The organism is Providencia sp. 2024EL-00732 (assembly GCF_044006275.1).
GTDB lineage: Bacteria > Pseudomonadota > Gammaproteobacteria > Enterobacterales > Enterobacteriaceae > Providencia > Providencia huashanensis.
In genome coordinates, this window is sequence record NZ_JBIPDG010000001.1 from 49,534 (window position 1) to 74,676 (window position 25,143).

Annotated in this window: 24 protein-coding genes, 1 tRNA gene and 1 pseudogene; 11 read left to right on the plus strand and 15 right to left on the minus strand. The window is 40.8% G+C overall.

The features are described from left to right. The first annotated feature begins 3 nt into the window (after positions 1 to 3). The 4 genes from pqiA (at position 4) to rmf (ending at position 4,007) form a co-directional block, all read left to right on the plus strand. Positions 4 to 1,284: a membrane integrity-associated transporter subunit PqiA gene (pqiA, locus tag ACHB7C_RS00135; protein ID WP_071547901.1), complete on the plus strand. Its 1,281-nt coding sequence runs from the start codon at positions 4 to 6 to the stop codon at positions 1,282 to 1,284. Beyond that, positions 1,281 to 2,930 (plus strand): intermembrane transport protein PqiB, encoded by a 1,650-nt coding sequence (gene pqiB / locus ACHB7C_RS00140; RefSeq protein ID WP_042846445.1) that lies wholly within the window; start codon positions 1,281 to 1,283, stop codon positions 2,928 to 2,930. Before pqiA ends, pqiB begins: the two co-directional genes overlap by 4 nt. Continuing rightward, positions 2,930 to 3,484, plus strand: coding sequence for a membrane integrity-associated transporter subunit PqiC (pqiC, locus tag ACHB7C_RS00145; RefSeq protein ID WP_042846443.1), 555 nt, complete (start codon positions 2,930 to 2,932; stop codon positions 3,482 to 3,484). Before pqiB ends, pqiC begins: the two co-directional genes overlap by 1 nt. 352 nt (positions 3,485 to 3,836) lie before the next feature. Next, positions 3,837 to 4,007 carry a ribosome modulation factor gene (rmf, locus tag ACHB7C_RS00150; RefSeq protein WP_004909639.1) on the plus strand — a complete coding sequence of 57 codons (171 nt, stop codon included), beginning with the start codon at positions 3,837 to 3,839 and terminating at the stop codon, positions 4,005 to 4,007. Between the two features lie 145 nt (positions 4,008 to 4,152). Here the strand turns inward: rmf and fabA are convergent, their stop codons facing one another. The 3 genes from fabA to ACHB7C_RS00165 all read right to left on the minus strand — a co-directional run bounded on the left by fabA (position 4,153) and on the right by ACHB7C_RS00165 (position 6,888). Continuing rightward, entirely contained in the window at positions 4,153 to 4,671 is a 519-nt protein-coding gene (gene fabA / locus ACHB7C_RS00155) for a bifunctional 3-hydroxydecanoyl-ACP dehydratase/trans-2-decenoyl-ACP isomerase (protein ID WP_042846441.1), read from the minus strand. 96 nt (positions 4,672 to 4,767) lie between these two features. After that, positions 4,768 to 6,504, minus strand: coding sequence for a Lon protease family protein (locus tag ACHB7C_RS00160; protein ID WP_129466710.1), 1,737 nt, complete (start codon positions 6,502 to 6,504; stop codon positions 4,768 to 4,770). 207 nt (positions 6,505 to 6,711) lie between these two features. After that, a complete protein-coding gene (locus ACHB7C_RS00165; protein ID WP_071547903.1) occupies positions 6,712 to 6,888 on the minus strand; it encodes a GhoT/OrtT family toxin in 177 nt (58 codons plus the stop codon). A gap of 173 nt (positions 6,889 to 7,061) precedes the next feature. Between ACHB7C_RS00165 and matP the strand changes: the two genes are divergently transcribed. Then, a complete protein-coding gene (matP, locus tag ACHB7C_RS00170; protein WP_042846439.1) occupies positions 7,062 to 7,529 on the plus strand; it encodes a macrodomain Ter protein MatP in 468 nt (155 codons plus the stop codon). Between the two features lie 183 nt (positions 7,530 to 7,712). Here matP and ompA read toward each other — a convergent pair whose 3' ends face one another. Next, positions 7,713 to 8,801, minus strand: a complete 1,089-nt coding sequence (gene ompA, locus ACHB7C_RS00175) for a porin OmpA (protein WP_042846438.1) — start codon at positions 8,799 to 8,801, stop codon at positions 7,713 to 7,715. A 353-nt stretch (positions 8,802 to 9,154) separates the two neighbouring features. Then, on the minus strand, positions 9,155 to 9,676 hold the full coding sequence (gene sulA, locus ACHB7C_RS00180) for an SOS-induced cell division inhibitor SulA (protein WP_042846437.1): 522 nt from the start codon (positions 9,674 to 9,676) through the stop codon (positions 9,155 to 9,157). Positions 9,677 to 9,912: 236 nt separating this feature from the next. On the opposite strand from sulA, the gene ACHB7C_RS00185 reads away from it, so the two are divergent. Continuing rightward, positions 9,913 to 10,527 (plus strand): TfoX/Sxy family DNA transformation protein, encoded by a 615-nt coding sequence (locus ACHB7C_RS00185; RefSeq protein WP_129466709.1) that lies wholly within the window; start codon positions 9,913 to 9,915, stop codon positions 10,525 to 10,527. Positions 10,528 to 10,653: 126 nt separating this feature from the next. On the opposite strand, the gene yccS is transcribed toward ACHB7C_RS00185, so the two are convergent. Next, positions 10,654 to 12,801 (minus strand): YccS family putative transporter, encoded by a 2,148-nt coding sequence (gene yccS / locus ACHB7C_RS00190; RefSeq protein WP_210831818.1) that lies wholly within the window; start codon positions 12,799 to 12,801, stop codon positions 10,654 to 10,656. A gap of 123 nt (positions 12,802 to 12,924) precedes the next feature. Here yccS and helD point away from each other — a divergent pair, with 123 nt between their 5' ends. Then, positions 12,925 to 14,976 (plus strand): DNA helicase IV, encoded by a 2,052-nt coding sequence (gene helD, locus ACHB7C_RS00195; protein WP_395346087.1) that lies wholly within the window; start codon positions 12,925 to 12,927, stop codon positions 14,974 to 14,976. Positions 14,977 to 15,006: 30 nt separating this feature from the next. Here the strand turns inward: helD and ACHB7C_RS00200 are convergent, their stop codons facing one another. Beyond that, the gene (locus tag ACHB7C_RS00200) at positions 15,007 to 15,465 is read right to left on the minus strand and encodes a methylglyoxal synthase (protein ID WP_042846434.1); all 459 of its coding nucleotides are present in this window, start codon (positions 15,463 to 15,465) and stop codon (positions 15,007 to 15,009) included. Positions 15,466 to 15,578: 113 nt separating this feature from the next. On the opposite strand from ACHB7C_RS00200, the gene ACHB7C_RS00205 reads away from it, so the two are divergent. Next, entirely contained in the window at positions 15,579 to 15,992 is a 414-nt protein-coding gene (locus ACHB7C_RS00205) for a CoA-binding protein (RefSeq protein ID WP_129466706.1), read from the plus strand. 70 nt (positions 15,993 to 16,062) lie between these two features. Here the strand turns inward: ACHB7C_RS00205 and hspQ are convergent, their stop codons facing one another. Next, positions 16,063 to 16,383, minus strand: coding sequence for a heat shock protein HspQ (gene hspQ / locus ACHB7C_RS00210; protein ID WP_173424817.1), 321 nt, complete (start codon positions 16,381 to 16,383; stop codon positions 16,063 to 16,065). Positions 16,384 to 16,601: 218 nt separating this feature from the next. On the opposite strand from hspQ, the gene ACHB7C_RS00215 reads away from it, so the two are divergent. Next, positions 16,602 to 16,880, plus strand: a complete 279-nt coding sequence (locus ACHB7C_RS00215) for an acylphosphatase (protein WP_173424816.1) — start codon at positions 16,602 to 16,604, stop codon at positions 16,878 to 16,880. Positions 16,881 to 16,887: 7 nt separating this feature from the next. Here ACHB7C_RS00215 and tusE read toward each other — a convergent pair whose 3' ends face one another. Then, positions 16,888 to 17,217 carry a sulfurtransferase TusE gene (gene tusE, locus ACHB7C_RS00220; RefSeq protein ID WP_395346562.1) on the minus strand — a complete coding sequence of 110 codons (330 nt, stop codon included), beginning with the start codon at positions 17,215 to 17,217 and terminating at the stop codon, positions 16,888 to 16,890. Positions 17,218 to 17,400: 183 nt separating this feature from the next. Here tusE and ACHB7C_RS00225 point away from each other — a divergent pair. Next, positions 17,401 to 17,488 (plus strand) — tRNA-Ser (locus ACHB7C_RS00225). A gap of 163 nt (positions 17,489 to 17,651) precedes the next feature. Continuing rightward, positions 17,652 to 17,954: pseudogene (locus tag ACHB7C_RS00230) on the plus strand (Arm DNA-binding domain-containing protein); the annotation flags it as partial. A 121-nt stretch (positions 17,955 to 18,075) separates the two neighbouring features. On the opposite strand, the gene ACHB7C_RS00235 reads toward ACHB7C_RS00230, so the two are convergent. From ACHB7C_RS00235 to tssA, 6 genes are read right to left on the minus strand one after another with little or no spacing between them, the layout of a single operon-like run. Further along, positions 18,076 to 19,419 carry a VasL domain-containing protein gene (locus ACHB7C_RS00235; RefSeq protein ID WP_131680705.1) on the minus strand — a complete coding sequence of 448 codons (1,344 nt, stop codon included), beginning with the start codon at positions 19,417 to 19,419 and terminating at the stop codon, positions 18,076 to 18,078. Between the two features lie 23 nt (positions 19,420 to 19,442). Beyond that, a complete protein-coding gene (gene tssE, locus ACHB7C_RS00240; protein ID WP_042846429.1) occupies positions 19,443 to 19,871 on the minus strand; it encodes a type VI secretion system baseplate subunit TssE in 429 nt (142 codons plus the stop codon). 1 nt (position 19,872) lies between these two features. Beyond that, complete coding sequence (gene tssJ / locus ACHB7C_RS00245) at positions 19,873 to 20,412, minus strand: type VI secretion system lipoprotein TssJ (protein WP_042846428.1); 540 nt, start codon at positions 20,410 to 20,412, stop codon at positions 19,873 to 19,875. 15 nt (positions 20,413 to 20,427) lie between these two features. Beyond that, a complete protein-coding gene (tssG, locus tag ACHB7C_RS00250) occupies positions 20,428 to 21,519 on the minus strand; it encodes a type VI secretion system baseplate subunit TssG (protein WP_048606625.1) in 1,092 nt (363 codons plus the stop codon). Continuing rightward, positions 21,495 to 23,246, minus strand: coding sequence for a type VI secretion system baseplate subunit TssF (tssF, locus tag ACHB7C_RS00255; protein ID WP_048606626.1), 1,752 nt, complete (start codon positions 23,244 to 23,246; stop codon positions 21,495 to 21,497). Before tssF ends, tssG begins: the two co-directional genes overlap by 25 nt. 23 nt (positions 23,247 to 23,269) lie before the next feature. After that, positions 23,270 to 24,880 carry a type VI secretion system protein TssA gene (tssA, locus tag ACHB7C_RS00260; protein WP_349483796.1) on the minus strand — a complete coding sequence of 537 codons (1,611 nt, stop codon included), beginning with the start codon at positions 24,878 to 24,880 and terminating at the stop codon, positions 23,270 to 23,272. Positions 24,881 to 25,143: the final 263 nt, after the last annotated feature.

Consider the following 25,143-nt stretch of genomic DNA (forward strand, 5'->3'; position numbering starts at 1 on the left):
ACTTTGTGTACCCATGAGTCTCATGAACATGTTCTTTGCCCTCAGTGTGACATGTTGGTTGCAGTCCCTGAGTTGGAACAAGGGAGCAAAGCAACATGTCCGCGCTGCGAGACTACATTAGTCTCAAAGTGGCGGTATCCATATAAGCAACCAGCAGCATATGCATTTAGTGCATTAATTATGCTGTTTGTTGCTTGCTTGTTCCCTTTTGTGAAAATGGGGGCGGCAGGAATTGAAAATGAAATATCGTTATTTCAGATAATCGAAATTATATCGGCTACCCGCTATAGTGGGTTGGCGTTATTTTTTTTGTTTTTTTCTTTGATTATCCCAGCATTTTGCATGATCACAATTATTCTCTTAGGGTTGCAAGTTCATATTCCTAAGGGATTAAAGGTCGTGAGCACTCGCATTTTATTCCAAATGAAAGCTTGGTGCATGGCGGAAATATTTTTAGCTGGGGTTTTAGTTAGCTTTGTGAAACTGATTGCTTATGGTGATATCGGAATAGGCTTAAGTTTTTTACCTTACTGTTTGTTTTGCATGTTGCAGGTAAGGGCATTTCAATGTTTAGACCGCCATTGGCTTTGGAACCGTATTGAAGCACCGCCAAAACTAGAGCTACCATTAAAAGTAGGTCAAACAGGTATTAAGCAAAACGTACGTTTATGCCTTGTTTGCACGGCTATTTTACCAGCGGAACAATCACAGTGCCCACGGTGTTTTTCCCGTGGAAGTGTACGTAAACACCAAAGTTTGCAGTGGACATTAGCACTGCTCGTTACTTCAATCATGCTGTATATTCCCGCTAATGTGTTACCCATGATGACGACATATACACTGGGCAGCGCATTAAATTCAACCATTATTGATGGGGTTATTCTATTGTGGGAGGATGGTTCTTATCCTGTTGCTATGGTCATTTTTATTGCCAGTATCATGGTACCTACGTTAAAAATGATTGGTATTGCATGGCTTTGCCTTGATTCACAAGGATATGGCAATCGAGACCCTCATCGGATGCATTTTATTTATGAGCTAGTGGAATATGTGGGGCGTTGGTCAATGATTGATGTATTTGTGATCACGATTTTAGCCTCTTTGGTTCAAATGGGCCAGTTGATGAGTATCGTGCCAGCAATGGGGATTATTTTCTTTGGTGTTGTTGTTATTCTCACAATGTTTGCAGCGATGACGTTTGACCCAAGGTTAACTTGGGATCGTTGTGAAAGGAAAAACGCAGTAAACACGAATGCTGTTGAACAAGAAGGAGTCGTCGGGTGACCTCACAAGAAACATCACAGGCCAATGCCAAAGTTAGTAAGTTAAAAAGTTGGTCACCAGTTTGGGTGATCCCAATAGTAACTGTCTTAATTGGTGCTTGGGTATTATTTTACCATTTTAGCAACCAAGGCCCGGAAGTGACGCTAATCACTTACAATGCTGAGGGAATAGAAGCAGGTAAAACGAAAATTAAAAGTCGTAGCGTCGATATTGGCGTCGTTGAAAGCGTCACTCTTGATGATAATTTTAGTCGGGTGTTAATAAAAGCGCGCTTAAATAATGACATGAAGGATTTACTACGTGCTGATTCATCATTCTGGATTGTTAAGCCTACAATCGGGCGTGATGGTGTGACAGGGTTAGGTACTTTACTTTCAGGGGCTTATATTGAACTTCAGCCTGGGGTAGAGGCCAAAGAAAACTTTGAATTTACTTTATTGGACACACCTCCTCTTGCATCACCGGATGCAAAAGGGATACGAGTAGCATTAGTCAGCGATAAAGCAGGGCAATTAAACCCTGGTGACCCAGTATTATTCCGTGGTTATCGTGTTGGGTCAGTTGAAACTAGTAATTTTGATATGGACAAGCGTGATATGCGCTACCAATTATTTATCAATGCTCCTTATGATAAGCTGATCAGCTCCAATGTGCGTTTCTGGAAAGACAGTGGAATTGCATTCGACATGTCATCCCAAGGTGTTCATGTTGAAATGGGGTCTATTGCGACATTACTGACAGGTGGTGTGAGTTTTGATGTGCCTACGGGGTGGGTTCCAGGTACGAGTGTTAAGGAAAATACAGAGTTCCGACTCTTTGATAACCAAAACAGTATTCAAAATTCACTGTATACAGAATACCAAGATTTTGTCTTGTTCTTCTCTGATTCTATTCGTGGGTTACAGCCTGGGGCACCAGTGGAATTCCGTGGTATTCGTTTAGGCACAGTGGCACAAGTGCCTTTCTATACCGAGGGGCTTGACCAATCTTTGGATAATGACTTTAGAATTCCTGTTCTAATTCATATCGAGCCAGAGCGTTTTTCAAAAGATGTTGGTGCGAATTTTAATTTAAAAAATGAATTAAAATTGGCCATGAAAGACGGATTAAGAGCATCGTTAAAATCGGGTAACTTTTTAACAGGTGCCTTGTTTGTTGATTTAGATTTTGACCCTAATGCTGAGCCTTATAAAGGGCCTACGGTAGTGGCTGGATATAAAATTATCCCAACGACCAGTGGTGGCTTAGCGCAAATCCAACAAAAAGTTATCGCGGTGTTGGATAAGATCAATAACATGCCAATTGAGCCAATGCTTAATCAAACGACACAAACATTAGCCGAAGGGCAAAAAGTGGTTAAAGAAGCCAATGCCATGTTGGTGGAATTAAACAAAGTCATGGGAAGTAAAGAGTTCCAAAACTTGCCTCATGACTTACAAAAAACACTGCAAGAAATGAACCGTGCAATGCAAGGTTTCCAACCGGGTTCACCTGCTTATAATAAAATGGTGGATAACATGCAGCGTTTAGACCAAGTATTGAGAGAAGTTCAGCCGCTTTTACGTACATTAAACAACAAGAGTAATGCATTAGTGTTTGAAGCGGAGCCGACTAAGGATGTAGAGCCGAAAGGAGTGAAAAAATAATGCGATATTTATTATCAGTATTTGTTTTATTGTTGGCAGCGTGTAGTAGTACGCCAGAAAAAAAGTATTATCAATTGCCAATAAAAACTCCTCAGGAACAATCAGCGGCAGTGATGGATAAAGGCCAAGTTTGGCTACAGCGTATTATGTTGTCTGATGTATTAACTTCCAACGGTATTACTTACCAAACAACCGATGTGAGTTATACAAATGCGAGCACACATCTTTGGGCTAGCCCATTGGAACAACAGCTCGGGCAATCAATGGTGAGTGAATTATCCGCCGCATTACCGGATAAGCTAGTGTCTTTACAGCCATTACAGAATTCTCCAGATACACTGGATATCACTTTGACGGCATTTAATGGTCGATACGATGGAAAAGTGCTTATTCAAGGTTTTTGGACGCTTTCCCATGGTGATAAAGTCATTCGTCGTAATTTTGATGTGCAGTTAGACCAACAACAAGATGGGTATCCGGACTTGGTTCGTACATTGTCACTAGGCTGGCAACAAGTTGCTGATAATATTGCTAAAGAAATTGCAAAGTATTAGTTATTACCTAGTTAACTAATTAAATACACCTCAGATATATATGGTAAATATAAATTTCTGAGGTGTATTTTTTTTATCTTCAATAAGTAAATATATTTAATAAACTTATATGTAGTTAATAATAGTTACCTTATATGCTCTAATGTCATGATAAATAAAGTAAAATATTTCATAGTAAAATCAAATGATTATATTAATTGCCATATCTAAGTCACATTTATGCTATTTATGACAAATATATGAAAATCTTTACTTGATTTTCTTATCTGTGGGCGTTATTTCTATAAGGTACCTATTAATAAATAGTAGGTGCTGTTTTCTTTTCCATTTTTAATGATGAGGGAAGTAAGGCATGAAAAGACAGAAGCGAGATCGTTTAGAAAGAGCTTTATCAAGAGGTTATCAAGCAGGTTTAGCAGGGCGTTCTAAAGAGCTCTGCCCATATCAAGCAGTAGATGCTCGTTCGCATTGGCTAGGTGGTTGGCGAAAGGCGATGGAGGATCGAACCGTAGCGGTTGTGTAATCCAGAATTTATCTCATTTTTAAGGTTAAATAACCTGTCATTTTTTTATATTTAGGGTTTTTAACTTAAAGATACTAATCAATTTAAGAACCTCCGCCATTGCGGAGGTTTGCATTAATTAGCTCATAGCTTAGGCTTCTAAAAATTAGAATGCGCTTGTATCTTTGAATAAGCCAACTTTTAAGTCCGTTGCGGTATAAATTGATTTACCATCAACTAAAACTTCACCATCTGCTAGCCCCATGATCAGCTTACGGTTAATTACACGTTTAAAGCTAATACGGTAAGTGACTTTTTTTGCAGTGGGTAGGACTTGGCCAGTAAATTTTACTTCGCCAACACCTAATGCACGGCCTCTACCTTCACCGCCAAGCCAGCCCAGATAGAAACCAACTAATTGCCACATTGCATCAAGCCCTAAGCAGCCTGGCATGACAGGATCATTGACAAAGTGGCAATCAAAGAACCAAAGGTCTGGATTGATATCCAGCTCAGCTTCAACATAGCCTTTATTATATGTACCACCGTCTTCAGTCATGCTGACGATACGATCCATCATCAACATGTTTCCTGATGGGAGTGGAGGACCATTTTCCCCAAATAACTCGCCTTTTCCAGAAGCAATTAAATCATCTTTTGTGTAGGATCCGCGTTTCTCAACCATGTTCTTCAGATAGCCTTTATTAAATGTAGGGGCACAGGATAGCTTACACTTGTACGCTGAACAACTCCGATCTGCTATTTTTTACGCAATCTTTACTTAACTCATCCATTTTAAGAACCAAGGAAGCCTTGCTTTATCCGGTGCGTTTGCTTGGTTAATACGCTCTTGAATTAAAGCTAACAGGTGTACGTTTTCTTCTTCAGCTTGCTGCTCAAAGTAAGGTTGCTTAGTCAATAATGTAATAGCTTGAGCGACATGTTCAACAGGCCAAATGTGGAATTGCCCTTCTTGTACCGCGCTAACGACTTCAGCTTTAGTGCATAAATGACGGATATTCGCCATTGGAATAATAACACCTTGCTCACCGGTTAAGCCCCGTTTGGCACAAATATCAAAGAAGCCTTCAATTTTTTCATTGACGCCACCAATCGGCTGGACGTAGCCAAATTGGTCAACTGCACCTGTAATAGCAATTTGTTGATCAATTGGTTGTAATGATAAAGCACTAATTAACGCACATAGCTCAGCCAGTGAGGCGCTATCACCATCAACCTCACCGTAGGATTGCTCAAAGACAATTGAGGCTGAGAAGGGCTGTGGTTGCTCTAATTTAAGCTCATAGTTTAAATAGGCTTGCATAATCATCATGCCTTTTGCATGAATATTGCCACCTAATTCAGCTTTACGTTCTACGTCGGTAAATTCCCCATCACCTAGATGAGCCACACAAGTGATACGTGAGGGTTCTCCAATCGCTTCAGGGTGACCAGGGTATTGTAAAACGGATAACCCATTCACTTGCCCAATGACTTCCCCTTCAGTTTTAACGAAGATTTGCTCTTGCAAAATATCATCTTGCGTTCTTTCCATGAGGAAGTTGTGGCGCCATAGGCGGTTTTCGACCGCTTGATTAAATGAATTTTGAGTTAATAAGTTATTTTCTTGGTAATGAACCGCGTCCATTAAGCGCCTTGTAAGCCATGGAATATCAAGGGGAAGAGTAAATTTATCTTCACAATAGCGGGTTGCTTGATGAACCAAAGGTAACCAACCATCAACTGAGATATTTGGTAATTTATTGGAATCAATGATGGATTTAATATAACGCATCCATAATGTTAATTGTTGTTCATCCTCAAAGAACATGACTGGCTCATATTCACCATAAATTGCACTTTCAAATATTTCTGGTGAAGTATATTCAAACTCTTCTAAAGCAAGCCTATCACCAACAATAATAACTTTAAGTTCAAGAGGTTGTGGCTCGATTTCTATAGGTAAAGGTTGACTATCAGAATAGGGTAACCATTCTAATTGCCGACGAATAACCATATCTTTTAAGCGATTCCACATTAAAGGTTGGCTAATGAGTGCATTAGCTGCAATCACTAATATGCCCCCATTAAGCTGATGTAATAGGCCAGGGACAAGGGTCAAAGATGGGGTTACATGACCAAATAGTTGCTCTGGCTCTATCCAATTACGGTATGCAATCGCTGTGCGAGATGAAAAACGGCTTTTAATGCCATGTTTCCATTGAAAGGAATGTTTATCTTCAGATAATTGGTAGTCGCCATCAATAGTGTTGATATCTACAAGCAATGGGCCAATTGCATTAGCGTAAGTGCTAAGGTATTCCTCACTTTCATCAGACTTGATAAACATAAAGCGTGTTTGGGCAAATTCATCGACAAAATGTTGTATTCCATCGGACAATCTAGGCTGAATGTCTGACAGTGTTGTTGGGGACAACGTTTCTGAGGATACAAATTTCGTCTGGAATGACGATAAGTTAGGAATGAGGCCTTGCCATGTTAGTTCTTGACTGATCACTATAATTATCTGCTATTAATAGGGTTATAAATAAAATGCCTGCCAATGAGCTGGGCGCATGTGCCTGAATTTGGTTTATTTAATAATTTGCCAAATAACATCGTTTGTTTTATAAACAATTTTCAGGCCTGTTAATTACCCAGTGGGCAAGCCTGCTATATTAGCCTTTGATAGGCAATCTTGCAGCAAGAATTGTTGAATTATTGACTAGAATAACGAAAACATAAACACAATAGGTAATGTCATTGGCCAAGTGAAACCAATTAATATGGCGCTAAGTAAGCGCATAAAACAATTAGGGTCTTTTGTGACGAGTAGGGTGAATAGCATAGCGCATACACCGACAATCCCATAGATGACGAGTATATTTTCAAAAGTGGACATGCAGTTTTATTAATTTGTTAACAGATGGGGGCGGATTGTACACTATTTTTACAAAGACAGGTTACTTTCTTTATTGCAGAAACGAATATTTCACTAAATCGAACGTCTGCTTGAGCATTTTGTTTATAATATTGCTAATATAAAGATAGGTTCGGTTTTCTTCAGGAAAAATTATGAAATATCAGCAGCTTGAAAATCTTGAATGTGGCTGGAAATGGGAGTACCTCGTCAATAAAGCACGAGGTGGCGAAGCGATTACCCGCTATATAGAACGAAGCGCAGAAAAAGAAGCGATAGATTTGCTGTTAAAAATGGAAAATAGACCGATTGATGTGCTCAAGTGGATTTCATTACATATGAATCCTGAGCTTGATAACCGAATGAAACAAAGCATTCGTGCAAGGCGTAAACGTCATTTCAATGCTGAGCACCCACATACTCGCAAAAAATCGATAGATCTAACCTTTTCGGTTTGGCAGCGTCTGTCTAATTTAGCAGTAAAACGTAATAAAACACTTTCTGAAACGATTATCCAGTTGATCGAAGATGCTGAGCATAAAGATAAATACGAGAGCCAAATGAGCTCATTGAAGCAGGATCTACAAGCGATTTTAGGGGCGTCGAAAGGAGATGGCAGCTAGGCTATCTGAAAAGATCTTTATGGTTGTTGTTCTTGCTATTAAGTGTAATGGGAAGCGAAAAGTAGATTAAACACTAAATAACAAACGGTCTATATTCGTTATATTAGTTTTTATAAGAATAAAAAAACCCCAATAATAATTGGGGTTTTTTTTTCAGTTCAAAATTCAAACTAGGGCTAAGAATTAAGCGCCTGGTTGAGTTACAACTTCAGTTGTACCTTGAATTTCGATTTCAACGCGACGGTCTGGCGCTAAGCACTCGATCAGAGCTGCACGGCCTTTAACTGCGTCACATTTGTTACCAGTTACTGGATCTTCTTTACCACGACCTTCAGCAGCGATTGCGCTTGCTGGAACGCCTTTAGATACTAAGTAGTCAACTACAGACTGAGCACGTTTTTGTGACAGTGGCAGGTTGTAGTTTTGTGAACCGATACGGTCAGTGAAACCAACTACCAGTACGCGACCTTGAGTTGGATCGATGCTGCTCAGTTCGTTATACAGTTCGTTCAGAGCTTGCTGACCTTCTGGTTTCAGGCTAGCTTTGTTGAAGTTAAACAGAACGTCTGAACGTAGTGTGAAACGTTTGTTTTCAACAACTGGAGCTGGCTCAACAACTGGAGCTGGAGCAACAACTGGAGTATCTTCTTGACCAAAGCGGTATGCAACACCAACGCTCAGCATGCCGTTGTCTGGACGAGTACCGATATTGTCTTTATCACCTAAGTTGCTAACCCATTGGTAGTCTAAACGAGTTGCCCACTCTGGAGTGATTGCATACTCAAGACCCAATGCGTATACAGGTGCAACACCAGTATCAGTTTCTTTGAAACGTTCGCCATTTTGGTGAGCTTTAGCTTCAGTACGGTAAACCATACCACCTAAGCGAGTGTAAACGTCTAAGTCATCCATGATTGGATAGCTTAATTTGGTAGTTAATGAAACACCCATAGATTTCAGGTCACCGCTGTTACCAGCGCCTTTGTATTTCATTTTACCGAACCAGTCATAACCCAGTTCAAAACCCATATATTGGTTGTATTGGTAACCAGCATATGCACCAGCACCAATAGTATCACGGTCAGTTGAATTACCAACTGTACCCCAACCTGCATAGTCTGTACCAGTTTTAGCTGGGTTTAGGCTAGTATCTTCATAGTGAGACCAACCTAATTTAGCACCGGTATACCAAGTGTTATCTTTTGGAGCTGCTTGTGCAACGGTTGCAAAAGCTGCTACTGCCACTGCTACTGCGATAGCTGTTTTTTTCATTTTACGCCTCGTTATCATCCAATATTGGCTTGGCTTCGCTGAGCCTTATTATGTGCCATTGGTTCAATTTACTTGCTAGGTTTCGCTGACATTATCTACAAAAAAATAATAAAAGTAAAAAATAATGCCATAAGCTTAACAAGCTAAAGTCTACAACGAACTTAAAAAGATACAAGTAGAGTGAGCAATAAACGTTAAAAAAAGTATTTTTTTAGTGTATAAATCAGGGAGATATGTATATTTTGTATTATGATTGTTTTTTGTCTATCTAATTGATCTGCAATACTTTTCATTTCACTTTAGAGATAAATATTTCTAAAGGTTAAATTTAGTAAGAAAATTCTTAATCTTGGCTAGTGATAATGATTTGAGTGAATTTTTAGGTGGTTTGACTGTCCTGATTGCATACTTACCATATTATATGTTTTTTGTGGGCGCATAATAAAGCCAATAGAATGACCTTCTTGAGCCGCATATTGTAAACGAACAAAATCTTGTTCGTTCAGTTCAGGCAACCAGCCTAAAACGACACTATAGTTACCACTTTTTAAGGCTTTTTCCATTGCATCTATGGTTGTTATGGTTTCCATGTGACTTAGTTGCATGACCTTATTCGTAGGGATGCCTGCTTGTTCTAACCAGTGTTTACTCAGTTTTTTATTTGGGCTTAGCCAGAGCAACCAACGTGATTGAGCCCCAAACTGGCGGAGCATTGGAAGCAAAATATAGTCCATGATTGGATGTTTTTCATCGTAAACGAGTTCGCTCACCATACCTTGTTGTGTAGAGTTACTCGCAAGCTCAATGGATGGGATGGACTGTGCGTAATTATTAAGAGAATGTTCTGTTGTGTTGTTCCAAGAATAGATGCTCATAATTATTAACCTCGTTACAATGCTGTATGAACATACAGTAACTGTATATTTATCCAATATCAAGCCTATTTTTTCAAAGCGCTTCGCAACTTTGTTGTTTTCCGCTGCATTCTTCTTGGCATTTTTTATTGAAACTCTCAAAATTGGCTAGGTGTAATTGTTTGTAAAGCAAGAAATTATAAAATTGATTCTCTCAAGGATAAAAATGAAACATACCCAAAAAGGAGTTAAGGTATATGTTATTAGAAGAAGAAAAATTTTTTAATTTATCTCGTTTGTTAGGTCAATTCGGAGAGTTAAAGCGTAAAAATCACTTCGGCGGTTTTTGCCTATTAGTTGATAATGCCATTGTAGGGTTAGTGCTGGATGGGAAATATTATTTACGAGGGTGTCTAGTAGCTAGAAGCCATTTTGAGGCTTCAGGGCTTAATCGGCTTGTTTATAGTAAGAAAGGCATACCTTTGGAAATGCGATATTACCAACTTTCTGAACAAATTTGGGGCGATGAAGTCTTGTGTCTCCAATATATTGAACTCGCTTATCGTTCTGCAATTGAAGAATTAAAACAAAAACAGTCCATCACAATGCGTATCAAAGATTTGCCAAATATGAATATGTCAGTTGAGAGGGCATTGGGGAAAATTGGAATTTCTCATGTAGATGATTTACGTACGATGGGCGCAAAAGCGTGTTTTATCAAACTTAAGCAACATGGGCGGCATGACCCGAGTATTAAATTATTAATTGGCCTAGCAGCGGCAATAGAAGGCTGTCATAGTGCTGTATTGCCAAAGAATACTAAGCAAGAATTGATTACTTGGTATAACAGTTTTGAACTCGCATCGAGGTGATTGCCTAATATAAATCAAAGGAAACTTATAGCAGGCTACCTCAAAACCAGACAATACTAATATGAGAAGAATAAGCGGGTAGAAAGGATATTTATATATTTTAATACCCGCTCATCGGTATGTTTATTATGCACTGATTTTTCGGATCATTTGCTTTATTTCAGGTACAAGTTCAAGTAAAAGCTTAGTTTGTTCCATGATGAGTAATGTTTTTTCATCGTCACTTTTTGCAATGTTATCGATTCGCTGTAATAAGTTTTGGCGCAGCCTATCAGATTTTTCATCGATAATTTGAGAGTTTAGTATGTTGGTTTGCAAGGCAGATTCAACATAGCAAATTGCATCATTTAACAGTGCCAAGTTATCCTCATTATGGATTTTTTCACGGTGCGCACCTAACGCGGAAATATAGCTAAGTAGTGTATGGTTTAAACATAAAAGTCTGAAAGCTTGTTCTTGGGTGATCCGGTAAGATTTGGGGTCTGATGCCATATTGGAGACAATAGAAGCAAATTCTGCATCATTATTATGTGCATCACGGCGTGCAACACGGTATTCAAGGCTATTATCTTTACCTTGGTAGTATTGCAGTAAAATGGCATCAAGGTACCTACAATTACTGTCCATTGTTTTTTGAATGACCTGAGGAAGTTGGCGAAATTTCCAATCAGGCCAAATAAAACTTACAGCAAGTAGTGCGATAAAACAGCCGATAAGGGTGTCAATAATCCGAGGTAATGCGACATCAAACCCTTCTCCTAATAAGTTAAAGCAAAAAAGCACTAACAAAGTGATAAAAAGGGTAGCTTGTGCATATTGGCTACTACGGAACATAAAGAACAGTAAGCCAGAGATCACAATAAGGGTAAGCTGGCCTTCAATTGATGGGATTAAATTAAGTAATGGTAACCCGATTAGGATACCAACGATAGTCCCGATGATACGCAGTGCTAAACGGCGTTTAGTGGCACTGTAGTTAGGTTGGCAGACAAATAAACTAGTGAGTAATATCCAATACCCTCTTTCCATATCAAATAGTTGGATAATCGCGTAACCAGTACAAAGAAGTATTGACATCCTAACTGCATGGCGAAACAACGATGATTTTGGGGTTAAATGATGCTTAACCCGTGTAATAATATCATTAAAGCCTGATAATGATTCGTCAGACAATTGTTCTACTTGTTTATTATTTTGTTGCCATGAGCTTTGCTCAAGGCTTAGCCCTTTAAGTTGAACATCAATTCCCTTTAAATTTTTGAGTAAATTATGCAGTGCTTTTATTGCATGTAATTCAGGGGATTGCTGCTTAAGTAATAATAGTGAGTTTTCAAGGTAGCTGAAAGTTCGTTCAAAGCGTGGATTATGTTGATATTGTTTACGTAGCAATACGGATTGAGCAACTTGCTGGCAGGCTCTTGCTTGCATGGTTAGTAAGCGTTGAAAACGAAATAAGATATCATAATGGCGTAAGGTGCGACTAAGTTGTTGATACTGAATGTGAGACGAGCTAGCACGTTCATGGATATCTTGTGCAACAAAATAGTAATGCAGCGTATTACGAGTCCCTTTTTGGCCTCTATCACCTTTAAGTCGGCTCAATAAAGCAATTTTCGCTTGGTTCATTGTGTTGACTAAATTACTGTTTACTAAAGCTAAATCATAAACTGATTGTTGATAATCATCTTCAAGATCAGGGTCAAATAAGTTAGCTTTTGCGTCTAGGTAGGCGGAAAGTTGCTGGTAGCATTGAGTGATGGCATCTTGTAATGGCCTGACGGGAAACAAAATATGGCCAATTAATGTTAGAATATTATACCAAATGGCCCCTGTAAGTAATAACACAGGTTGTTGATACCAAGTATCAAAAATGGGTACACCTAGCATGGTATAAATGGCTATCAGTAAGGCGCCAAATGCAATGGTGGCATAACGTTGCCCTAAAGCACCAAGTAAGATGAACCCACAAGTCGAAAAAGCGAGGCCAAAAAAGAAAAATAGTGGGTATGGGAAGAGTAACTCAATTGAAACTGAGGCAACAAAAAAACAAAAAAGGGTAATAATTAAATTTTTTATTCTGCCAGTTAGCCTATCATCTAAGTCAGTCAAGGCTGCGGCAACCACGCCTAATGTCAGTGGGATAGTCACTTTAGGGTCTTGCCCTAAAAGCCACGGCACTAATGTTGCGCCTGTCAGGGCTATAAAGATTCGGATATAATATAAAATATGGCTGTTATATAGCACGCGGCGATAACTGGTAAGCAGTGTTAACACAAAGTACCTCAGAGGTAAGACAAGCTCTAGTTTATATAGGATAGCGTGTTTGCAGGGAATAAAAAACCGTTTGGAATCAAGCCAACCGTATTTTGTCATTGATTTTTTTCAGGTGCAGGACGTATGGAACTGAAATCAACACAGATTGGACAGCGTCTGGCTCAGCATCCCTACAATCGGGTTCGCTTACTCAACGCAGGTATCGAAGTCAGTGGTGAAAACCACCAATATCTTATCCCATTCAATGAACTTATTGACCTTCGTTGTAAGAGGGGCATTGTTTGGGGGGAATTAGAATTTGAAATTGTGAACGAACAAGTTGTGCGTTTACACGGTACAGAGTGGAAACAAACTCAACGTTTTTACCATTATTTGTATGAAAAATGGCAACAATGGAGTGCCGAAATGAGCCAAGTCAGTGCGCAAGTATTGACTGAATTGGTGAAAACCATTGAACAACTGATAAAACAAGATCATTGGCTTGGTTTACGTCAAGTTAGCAGCATCAAAGACAAAATTACTCAGAACTTTTCATCACTTCCTTTACCGTTAGTACGTATTCCATCGTTTGAAAATTGTGCATCTCAGTATCAATTTTGCCTTAAGTGGTTGAATAACAGTGAAAAATGTCGCAAGCAAATTAATGAAAAGTGGTGCGAGTCTGTTTTGGTGCGTTATCACGATTTTTTCCAACAAGTTGAATCTTCACCATTAAATTACTCACAATCACTATCTGTCATTAACGGCGAAGATAATGTGTTAGTGCTGGCAGGTGCTGGTAGTGGGAAAACGTCGGTTTTAGTCGCCAGAGCAGGCTGGCTAATACTAAGAGGGCTGGCAGAACCAAAGCAAATTTTATTGCTGGCATTTGGTCGCAAAGCTGCTGATGAAATGAATCAGCGCATTCAGCTACGTTTACAGCAGGATATCGAAGCGAAAACATTTCATGCGCTTGCTCTGCATATTATTCGGGAAGGTAGTAAAAAATCACCGGTTATCAGTGAACTCGAAACCAACAGTCAAAAACGTCAAACATTGTTATTAACAGAATGGCGAGAGCAATGTTCAACGAAAAAGGCTCAAGCGAAAGGTTGGCGAGAGTGGCTGGCTGAAGAGCTCCAATGGGAAATTCCCGATGGTGAGTTTTGGAATGATGACAAAATAAGCCATAAAGTTGCTGCGCGTTTAGAACGTTGGTTAAGCTTAATGCGTATGCATGGTGGTAGCCAAAAGGATATGGTAGATAAGGTCAATGATGAAATTAAAGATCTTTTCCAAAAACGCATTCGTTTGATGGCACCATTATTAAAAGCATGGAAAAGTGCGCTAAAAGAGGAAGGTGCGGTTGATTTTTCTGGGTTAATTCATCAGGCGGTGAATATTTTAGAAAAAGGGCGCTTTATTAGCCCATGGAAACATATTTTAGTTGATGAATTCCAAGATATTTCACCTCTTAGAGCCAAATTGCTTCAAGCGTTACGTCAACAAAATAAGCAAACAACGTTGTTTGCAGTGGGTGATGATTGGCAAGCTATTTACCGTTTTAGTGGCGCTGAATTAGACCTGACCACCTCATTTGAAAATAATTTTGGGGAAGGGGAGCTTTGTGCTTTGGATACAACCTATCGCTTCAATGAACGTATTGGCGATATTGCGAATCGGTTTATTTTACAAAATCCAATTCAGCTTCATAAGCCATTAAATAGCTTAACTAAAGGTAGTAAAAAATCAGTTGTTCTTCTATATGAACAAGCATTGGAACGGTTATTGGATAAAATGAGCGGCTATGTACTTGATGATGAAAGGATATTAGTACTGGCACGTTATCATTATTTAAAACCTGAAATTTTGAATAAAGCGCATACCCGTTGGCCAAAATTGACGATTGAATTTATGACGGTACATGCATCAAAAGGGCAGCAAGCAGATTATGTGATTATTTGTGGCTTAAACAGTGGTAAGGATGGTTTCCCTGCGCCGGCAAGGGAGTCAATTATTGAGCAAGCACTGTTGCCACAACCTGAAGATTTTGAGCATGCAGAAGAAAGGCGGTTACTGTATGTGGCCTTAACAAGGGCTAAACAGCAAGTTTGGTTATTATATAACCCCGAATTACCATCAGAATTTGTTGAAGAACTTAAACAATTAGGTGTCCCAAAACAGAAAAAGCCTTAGGGGGATGGGCATGCGAACATGCCCAGTAAACTAGTTAGTGCGTTTTGTTAGGTAGTTTTGGTAGTCAGGGATCACGATTTCTATATTGTCATCAAAATAAGGTGATGTGATTAAAAAATCAGCGGTTGCTGGGTTGGTGGCTACGGGAATATTCCATACGGTAGCTAAACGTAATAATGCTTTAACATCAGGATCATGCGGTACAGCATTAAGTGGGTCCCAGAAAAAAATCAATAGGTCGATTTTTTTTTCCGCAATCATCGCGCCAATTTGTTGGTCTCCGCCCATTGGGCCACTCATCATACTGGTGACGGGTAACCCTGTATGTTGGCTAATTAATGAACCAGTAGTCCCTGTGGCATATAATTTATGCGCTTTAAGTCGCTCATTATTCTTTTTTGTCCAAGATAATAACGAGGGTTTGCAGTGGTCATGGGCAACCAAGGCGATATTTTTTGATGCAGCAATTTTACGGGTTGTTGATTCCATGAGGTTCCCTTAAATAAGATGTGAGATAGGCATCTTTAAAACTGTGTGAGCAAAGAAGTACAACATATACCATAATGCTAATGAATAGTTTACTGATTTTAGGAGATATTTTGATGAGAGATCAAGAAATTGCTGAAATTTTAAAGAGTGTCAATACCATCGCTTTAGTTGGGGCTAGTGATAAAGCCAATAGGCCAAGTTATGAAGTCATGGAATATCTCTTACATCAAGGTTATACCGTTATTCCTGTTAGTCCTAAATTGGCTGGCCAACAGTTATTAGGTCAGTTAGTGTATGAAAAGCTTAGTGATATACCTCAACCCATTGATATGGTTGATGTGTTCCGCAATGCAGAAGCCGCTGTTGGTGTCGCTAAAGAAGCAGTGCAAGTTAAAGCGAAAGTATTATGGTTGCAACAAGGGGTTATTAGCGAAGAAGCTAAAAGTATTGCGTTGCAGGCAGGGTTACAATTTGTTATGGATAAATGCCCAAAACAGGAAATACCCGCTTTAGGGCTTGAAAAGTAGCCTTTCATTGATGATAAAAGTAAAGCAGCATGTGAGCTGCTTTACGGAGCGTTCATGAATGATAAAGCCGTTAGTTACGCAGACGTGGCGCTAATAACTGAGACCTTATTGATTCTGCCAGTTCATCCATAGAAGGTTGTTCTGGGTGGTCATCAGCAGTCTCGTAAGTGATTTGAGCTTCAGCCAAATAGGTATGAACAGCATCCCCGTTGTCATCTTCCATTACAACATGATACCAAGGCAGATCGCGTAGTGTGCTGTTTGCGGCAATATCATCATCATGTGGTTGTTCGAGCGAATATTCAGCATCTACATCAACAACGACACCTAGGTAGCCGAGAAGCTTGTGCCTGACTTGTTGCCCGATTCCATATTTACTGGTGATCATCATAGCGACCTCCTAAAAGCCTTGCTTGTACTTCAATTTATATATGGGCAGTGTTGTGCGTTTTCAAGCGAAGTATGGACAATTATCAATAACGCAATACACTGTCTTTATACGCAACTATGAAAAGCAGTGCCTCATTTAGCAGATTATCTGTTCAATGAATAAAAAACAACTGCTAAAAAAAGGTATCTATATATTATGCTCTGACAATGGAGGCTTATATGACTGCATCAGGTCGCAATTTTTACATTTATGGGCGTGTTCAAGGCGTTGGGTTTCGTTATCAAACCTATCATTGGGCTAACCAAAATGGCATAAAAGGTTTTGTGTGTAATCGAGATGACGGCAGTGTTAGGCTGGCCATTTATGGTTCAGAGCAAGATATTGAATTTGTAGATGAATGGCTTAAAGCAGGTGGGCCTCCGGGGGCTAATATCGACCATTTCTTTACTGAAAGTTGGCAAACTGAGCCAATAGCGGACTTTTCCGTCCGCTATTAGGAAGAAATTAAATGCACTTTACTGGCTTTGGTAGGCCTGCGAGTTTTGTCGCTTGCTTTGCGGGCCCTTTAGGAAATAACCGATATAAATAGCGGCTATTGCCTTTTTCTTCGCCAAATTTCTGAGAAACCGCTTTCACCAACATACGAATGGCCGGTGAGGTATTGAATTCCAAGTAGAAATTTCTCACAAAACGGATAATTTCTAAATGCTCATTGGTGAGTTCAATACCTTCCTGCTGCGCAAGTAGAGGGATGAGGTCTTCACTCCATTGTTGGCTATCAAGCAGGTAGCCCTGCGGGTCTGTTTTAATTTCTTGATTGTTAAAAACCAACATACTCATTTTTAATCCAAATAAAATTAGAGTATGAATTTAACAAAAATAGAGAAATAACCCAAGTAAAGTCGTTAGAATGTTGATATTTTCGCCCAACAGTATGAAATGCGTATATTTTTAAAGCGAATGATTAAATTAGGGGTTTACATCCAATCAGAGGATGTTTATAGTGCTCGTCATTGCGGAGGGGTGGCCGAGCGGCTGAAGGCAGCGGTCTTGAAAACCGCCGATGGGCAACCATCCGAGAGTTCGAATCTCTCCTCCTCCGCCATCTTCACTTCTAGCAACGTCTTCCAATCCCAAGTAAATCAAGCATTCCAGCGAAATCTCACACTATCGAAGCCTACTATCATCTTTCTAAATCCTTACAATTTGTTGCCTAGTTTTTGTATAGAAATTCCCTCTACAATTTTCCTATACAATATTGGTGATTTATAAAGCTAACAGATATGGCAATCAAGCGTGCCAAGCTAAAAGAAAAAACCGACACGCTGGCGGATGGTAACGGGCTAGCTTTATTAGCTGAAACTAACGGTTCCAAAGGCTGGCGTTATCGCTATCAATTCGCTGGAAAAACCAAAATGATATCGTTAGGTATTTATCCTGTTGTCACTCTCAATGAAGCAAGAGCGAAAAGAGATGAGGCACGAAAACAGGTTGCCAATGGTATTAATCCAAGTGAAGCCAGAAAAGCAGAGAAAGCGGGCGCAATTAACCAAACTGAAACATATTTTAAAACATGTCTTTCTTTATCCATCCCTTATTTAAAGCTCAAACCATGCCACTTACTTTCAAAAAGTCAATGTAATCCCTTTCTTTTTTCTTTAACTAAGAGCGAGAATTTCGGGGCTGGTGGTGTTATTTATTTTGTTGAATCAATGCATATCGATTCAGTAGTTGCTTAAAGTGGGTATCGATACGTTGATATTCTGATTCAGGTACGGTGCCTTGCGCCTGTAATTGCTCTAGCTGGCGTAGTTCTTCCTCAAGTGGCATACCTTGATTAAAATGTTGACGTGCATTAAAAATAATCGTTTTTAGCTCAGAGCCTGTTATATAGCTGCGGGGTTTCCCATCAAGGCTATCTAAGCGCGTACTTAGGTTATTTAATAACGTCATACCTTCAGACCATTGTTGTAGTTTATCGTTAGATGACGCATTAATTTGCATATTTTGCTGCCATTTATCGTTAAACGCTGTTATTTCTTGTCGTTCCCCATAATGTTTGGTGAGGTAATTCGCCATACTAATCCCATATTGCTGAGCCCAAATAGGGGATATAGACTCTAATTCCACAAGGTAGTTATCAATCACATTGAGTTTTTCAGCAGAAATACGGCTAGATTGAGTTGGGTTCGGTTGTAATTGCTGCTCAATTATTGCTGCAATATTTGGTGTAAATTCAGGTAATTGTGGGAGTACCTGTGCTAAAGCATGATTATTGATTTGTGGGTGTAATGCATACAAGGTTCCTGCACATATCGCTCCTGTGAGTACAATACCTAAAGCTAGACCGACACAAATGCCTTTGCGGTAAGAAGGTTGAGTAGGTGCTGGAGTGCTGATGGTGGCATTGGCTTTGATGGAAATTGGGGGGACTGCAGTACGAGCTTGAAATGTCGATGGCGAAGTTTTCGGAAGTTGCGGTGGTGTAGGCGGAATAAAACCGCTATCTGGAGCATCTGTACTCTCTAATTGCCTTGCCTGAGATGCAAGTAAATTTTGTAAGCGCTCTAGCTGAGTCAGGTGTTTGAGCTCTAATGTTTGTAACTGTTGTGCAATTTGACTAAGCTTGGTTTCAGTTTGGTAAAGGGCAGGAAGATCGGCATAAATGGGAGCATGTGCACGTAATCCTGTCACCAATTGTTGGCTTAATGTGGCGATAATTTCGACGCGAGCATGGGTCTGTTGGGGCCAAAGCCCTTGCCAGTGGTGACTGAGTAAATGCTGGAGCAACGATAACCCTTCATTTAATCCCGCTATGCCATTTTGATGCTGGCGGATCAGGGTAAACCATGCACAAGTTTGTAGGTCTGCACCATTTTGATTAAATAAGGATAAACATAAGCCATGGGCTCGAGCCCAGTCAACATCAGGGCGTGCAGGGTGGAAGCGTTTGTTTAATTCGTCTTTAAGGGCTGCAAAATCAGCCAGTGTGCGAGGGTCGCCGCCAAGGCGTAATGTATTTAAATCTGGGTTCATAATTGTCTCAAGCAATTGTCGGTTTAAATCGTATCGAATTGTTTTTTTAGATGATGCAATAAAATGCGACCATCAGGCATAAATTCAGTGCCATAGCGGATCAAACCTTGTTCGTGTAATTCAACCTCAAGGGCATAATGGAGTGTCCCAAAGCTATTTTGCGGTAATAACACTAAAGAGAGAGATTTGATGCGGGGCTCATACTTGAGCAATGTTGCCGATAAAATGGTCATCATATTGTGAGCAGTGCCGGGGAGACCTTGGATCATTTTACTCATATCGGGAAGCCCATAATCCGGAATATGTTCGATGCTCCCCGCTCTGGCGCTGAGAATACGGCGGATATTGTCCATGACGGAAACTATCACTTGGTCATGTTCTGGAATATCATCAATATTTAATCCTCCAGCAAAATACCCCGTCAACATTTCATATAACGAAGGCTGGGACATGTTATTTTTCTCCCAGTGGTTTTAGTGTCATAGCGTTATCCGTGAGAGTTAATAAACGTGGGTCATCAGGTAATAAGCGTTTTTTGGGGATCACCACACGCCAATTATCGGTGATAAGGTCTGGGTCGTGAAACATCACGGCGATAGCAACAAATTCAGCCCCTTCTTCGAGAGGCATATCAAGCGAAATTGATTCTCCTGGGCGAATTCGTAGGTCTTTTTGTGCGACTAACGAGGATTTGAGTACTTGGCTATCTTTAGCGAAAAGAGTGGCATAGTCGCTTTCTACAAAGCTTTCAAAGTTTTTTAGTTGGTAAACACGGATAATTGTTGATAACGATGCGCCAGTATCATCGGTATTTAATGCTTCACGTGCGACAAAATCTAAGTGTACGACTTTCACTTGTTTATAAAAGATGGAGCTTGCAACATTGCGAGTACCATCACCGACCATCTGAGTAAGGCCACAGCCCGATAGATTTAGTGCGCAGAGGAGCACTAACGTTTTGCCACAAAATGGTAATAAAGGTAGTTGTTTCATAAATGATTCTCAAAATTAAAATCGATAATTAGCATAATGTTGGGGAGACGTATTCTGTGATGACGTCGTTAATCGTTGGTAACGCCCTAAATTTAACGTGATAATATGTTCTTGGCGCACAGTTTGTGGGCTGAGTGTTCCCATTGCTGCGGTACGACCCAATTGAACACCTTGATGTGATTGGGTGCTTAACGCTGCATTGGGTAGTAACTTTCTTGGTAACTTTAAGTTAAGGCGAGCATTGACGCGTGATCCGAGATAAACATGCAATAGCGCCATTAAATCTTGATACAGCAACCCATCAGGCAACCAGTTCCGAGCTTCTTCAAGGTTATTGGTTTGTAAGATAATCAAAATTTGGCTATTAACATCGGTGGCGTACTGACCTAATACGGGTTTGTTGGCTAATGTCATCGGTGTTCTGCAGGATAACCCTGTTTGAGTGACTTGCTCGATGCGTCTTGGGTCATGGGACTTGATTTTAACTTGCGTATCAGGCGCCAGTAATTTGACTAAAGATATAACCCCTTCGGCGGTACGAGTCGGAAAACGTAGCGTACCTAGTAATGCGAGAAATCGGGATAACGGCGCTTGTATATGTTGCGCCGTGCCAGGTATACCTAAGCCAATTAATCCATATAAATATTGTGACGTTTCGTCTTTCCCCCCTGCTGAAAATGTTGCGGGGTAAGAGTATTTTCGCCAAATACGATAAAACTGCGTCGTCAGTCGGTGGTTAAAAATATCTAAAAAATCGGTAAGAGACTCGGTTCCTTCTCGTCGCTGTGCAATATCATCAAGGTAGGTTGTCGGTAGTGGAGAAGTGACACCATATAACCCTAAAAAAGTGGTTCGAATGCTAGGGGTTGTGCTATCGCGGTATCTATCGTCAATATCCAACCCTTTAATTTCGGTGACGGGAAAGCCCATTCCACGGTGGGGGCGAAAACGAATAGCGTCTGTTTTGGGGTCTTGGGTACTACCGAGCGGCGGGCTCTGTGCATTACTTTGTTCTAGCAGCTGGCAAAACCGATAGAAGTTTACCAGCGGAAGACGCTCCCCAAGCGCATCAAAAAGCGGATTTACTGAGGATGATTTTCGGTCCATGTAAGGCTATTTCCTGTCGGTAAAATATGTAAAGTCAATTGGTTAAACAGATGTACATCGGTATAGAGGGCAAAAAAACGGTTGAGCATTTCGCCAAATAGATGAATGTCGCCCTCACCGTTAAAGCCGTGGCTATCGAGGGTAATGTCGATGGCAATACCTCGCTGTAAAAAGCCTTTTTCAAAGCGTTCGATAAGGTGTTGCTCAACGTGGATCATGGCATCGAGTTTGCGGCTGTTCAGGTCATCTTCCCGCCAGTCATAAAGTGCTAGCGTTCCTCGTAATACCTCTACGTTATCCATCATATTCAGGAAGCTGGCACCAAGGTGGCTGAGTACGCGCCAATGAAATCTATCTTCAGCAGGGGGGTAGCAAGGTAGCGTAGGTTTGCATAAGTTACGAACCCGTAACTGTGTCTGCAAGGTCTCTTCAGTTCTGTCCAGCAATGTACTTTGTAACGCTTTGCGAGGGAGCTGCCCGTTAGTCCCGGTTAATTGTAGAGATAGCGTTTCACTTTCAAGAGATGCGGTTGGTTGCTCGTGCTCTCCCCCTAAAATTAGCCATGTATCATGTAGGCCGCTGACACCACGTTTAATTCGTGTGTGATAGTAATGTTCAGGGGCATTGTGGCGGAGCATTCCGCCTCGGTGGCGAAAACTACTGAATGGCACATAGTGAATTTGTTCATCGCGTCGCGTACCATGAACTGTATCGACCGCATAAATTTCGGTGTGTCCATCTTGTAAGCGCCGAGGGCGCAGTAAATATTCACTTTCTAACCCATTAACAGTAAGTGGGTCAGCTTCAATGTTGAATAAGTTGATCACTGGGACACTGTGTAGTTTTAGGTTATCAGTACTTAATGGAATATCGCTGTCCCAGAGCGTATCAAGCACAATTTCTAGCTCAAAATGACTTAATCCTTCGGGTAATTGAATCTCATCAAGTCCGTTTAAGTTGACGAAGAAAAACTTTTCACGAAAAGAAAAATACTCCAGTAATAGTTGGTAGCCGCTGAAGGTGCTATCTCCTTTAGGCCACAGTTGGTCTTCTTCAGCAAATCCACCAGGGGAAAACCAAAGTGGTAAACGAATACGGTCAGGGGACGATGGCAGCCGAATATAGGTGGCTGCAACTTGCTTAGTCAGCGCTAAATGTAGTGCATAGGTAGTTGGAACATCACCAGCCAGATAAAAGGAGAGAGCATTAAGTGAGATTTGTTTCCAGTCAGCAAGCTTCGCACAATCGAACTGCAAGCGAATTACGGAACGGCCATCAGGCTCTGTGGTTAAATTAACCGTTGATAGCACAATGGGGTTGAGTGTTAAGTCTCGAGTTGTGCGATAGCGGCAGACGGTCTTTTTAGGTCCAATAGGGCGTGAAAGTACTTCAAAGTTAGCGGGGATCACTGATGAGATTTTCATATCATGAATATCCGGCGCGAGTTCAACCACAGAAAGTGAGGGAATGGTTTGTAGGTAATGAGGCCAAAGTAGGCTGACTAATCCTTCTGTTAACTCGGGTAAATCATCATCAATTTTTTGGCGCAATTGCCCCATGGAGAAGGCAAAACCTTCAAAAAGCCGTTCTACAAAAGGGTCAGGAATGCCCGCTTTGTCTAAATCTAATAATGCTGCTCGATCGGGGTGAGCTTGAGCGAACTCTTTGGCTGCCTCACGCAGATATCGCATCTCCGCATCATAATAGCGAAGGGTTAAATCATCCATTAGTATGGTTCTCGTTGATTAATTTAGGGATAGAGCACTAACGCTCGCACAGGGTCTAATCGAGTTAGCTGAGCCAGTAACTCAGACATTTGATGGTGCAGTTCAGTTTTGTCTGGCGTATTACGCTGCGTTTTACCTCGTAACAATTGCAACTGGCGGGCTTTAACTTCAAACAGCGAATGAGGTTCCCAATCCGCGAGGCGCATCTGTTCAGCACTACGGTCTAATTCACGAAGTAAATTCAGTGCCAAATCATGACGAGCAAATTGTTCAGCCACTCTTGCCATCACTAATTGCAGTAACCATTTTTGACGGGAAGTTTGGATATTCGGGCGTGACATTAGCCATGCTAATGCGGCTTCAACGCCTTCGGTGTCAGCTTGAGTTAACGCTTCTTGTTCTAACGCGAATATTGAGTCGTTATCATCATCACTTGCGCCTTGAACAGGGATGTGATTGAGAGACTGAATATTCTCTTCCAGAATATGCTGTTTGATCCACGCTAAGGTGACTTCATCTGCGAAAGGTGTGCCATCTTCCCAAGCGAGATTTTCTAAACCTGGTAAGCGAAGTAAGAACTGCTTTAAATCAGAGGCAATCACTTCTGCCCAGCCATCCCATGGCGCAGGGGATTTACTCAATGCTTGGTGCAAGTACCATTGCACATCTAACCAAAAATGGTTAACCCCTTCTGCAAACAATCGATCTGCTTGTTCAGTGAGTTCGAGCCAATTTTGTTGCAGATATAAACGTTTTAGCTGGGCTTTGGCATCTGAGCGTGGTGGGGCTAATCGAGTACAACCTTGCTGATTTTGTGGGGGAGCTTGGTGTAGCGTATCCCAACGTACGGATTTCATCAGCCGATGACCCGATAACCAACCATTAGGCTGATTACGCAGATAATTGGCGAGCACTTTGGCTTGGTCAAGTAATTCTCGACCAGACTGAATAGGGGCGATAGGGCTGATACCGGTTGATGTTTGCTTCGTTGATATACTTTCTGTTGATTTAATATTTTGTGGAACAACACTATTCGCACCGCCAGATTGCGCAAGTCGATTTTCTAGTGCGCGTAGTAGTGGTGCAAGATTAGGGCGGTTTGCCTCATCCCATGCACTAAACTCATCCATAATCGAACTCAGTAGCGCCACAATACGTGCAAATTCGTTGCTATCAACTTCAGGATAAAGGGATAAACTGTCGATAACTCGCTGACCTGCCAACCATTCAATGGCTGATTTTCGGCTATTTGGGCGATTTGGTAGTAGGCCATCGTGGTAACGATGGAGTAATCCTGCCAGTAATCCTAATCCATCAGCTAAGCCCGTTTCACCTTCTCGATGTAAGCGCGCCCAAACATAGTAAGTGATCACGCGTGCGTCTTTACATACATGAGTTAAGAGATTTTCGGCGAGCGTACAGATTAACTCCGTATCTGAGCCTGATAACTTGTTGACTTCTTCTTTCATTCGTTCGAAGTCATCGTCATAGCTGGGGTCTTCCCCAACCGGATTTTCAGCCGTAATTGGCAATAGCCAGCGTTCCCATAACACGACTTGTTGTTCTACTAATTGATTAGCAGCAAGCGGGTTTCCGGTAAAACAGGCTGTGCGTAAGGCAGTTAATAAAGGCATAGGTGATGTCCTATTGGGTCTAATCCAAGAAGATTTTTTCAGGTAGCACAAAGTTGCGTAGTTTTAACAGCGCCAGTGGGCCTTGACCCATTTCGGTGCGCAGCTGGTAGTTGAGTGTATTGCCATCTGGCGTTGAAAAAACTTAGGTAATTTTTTGACTCATTTATTAGACCCTATGTGCTTTTAGTACTTAAGTGGCGGGGGCTAAAGTAAACAATTTTAGGTGAAATTTAAGCGATAACAACATAATCACTGTCACTCTG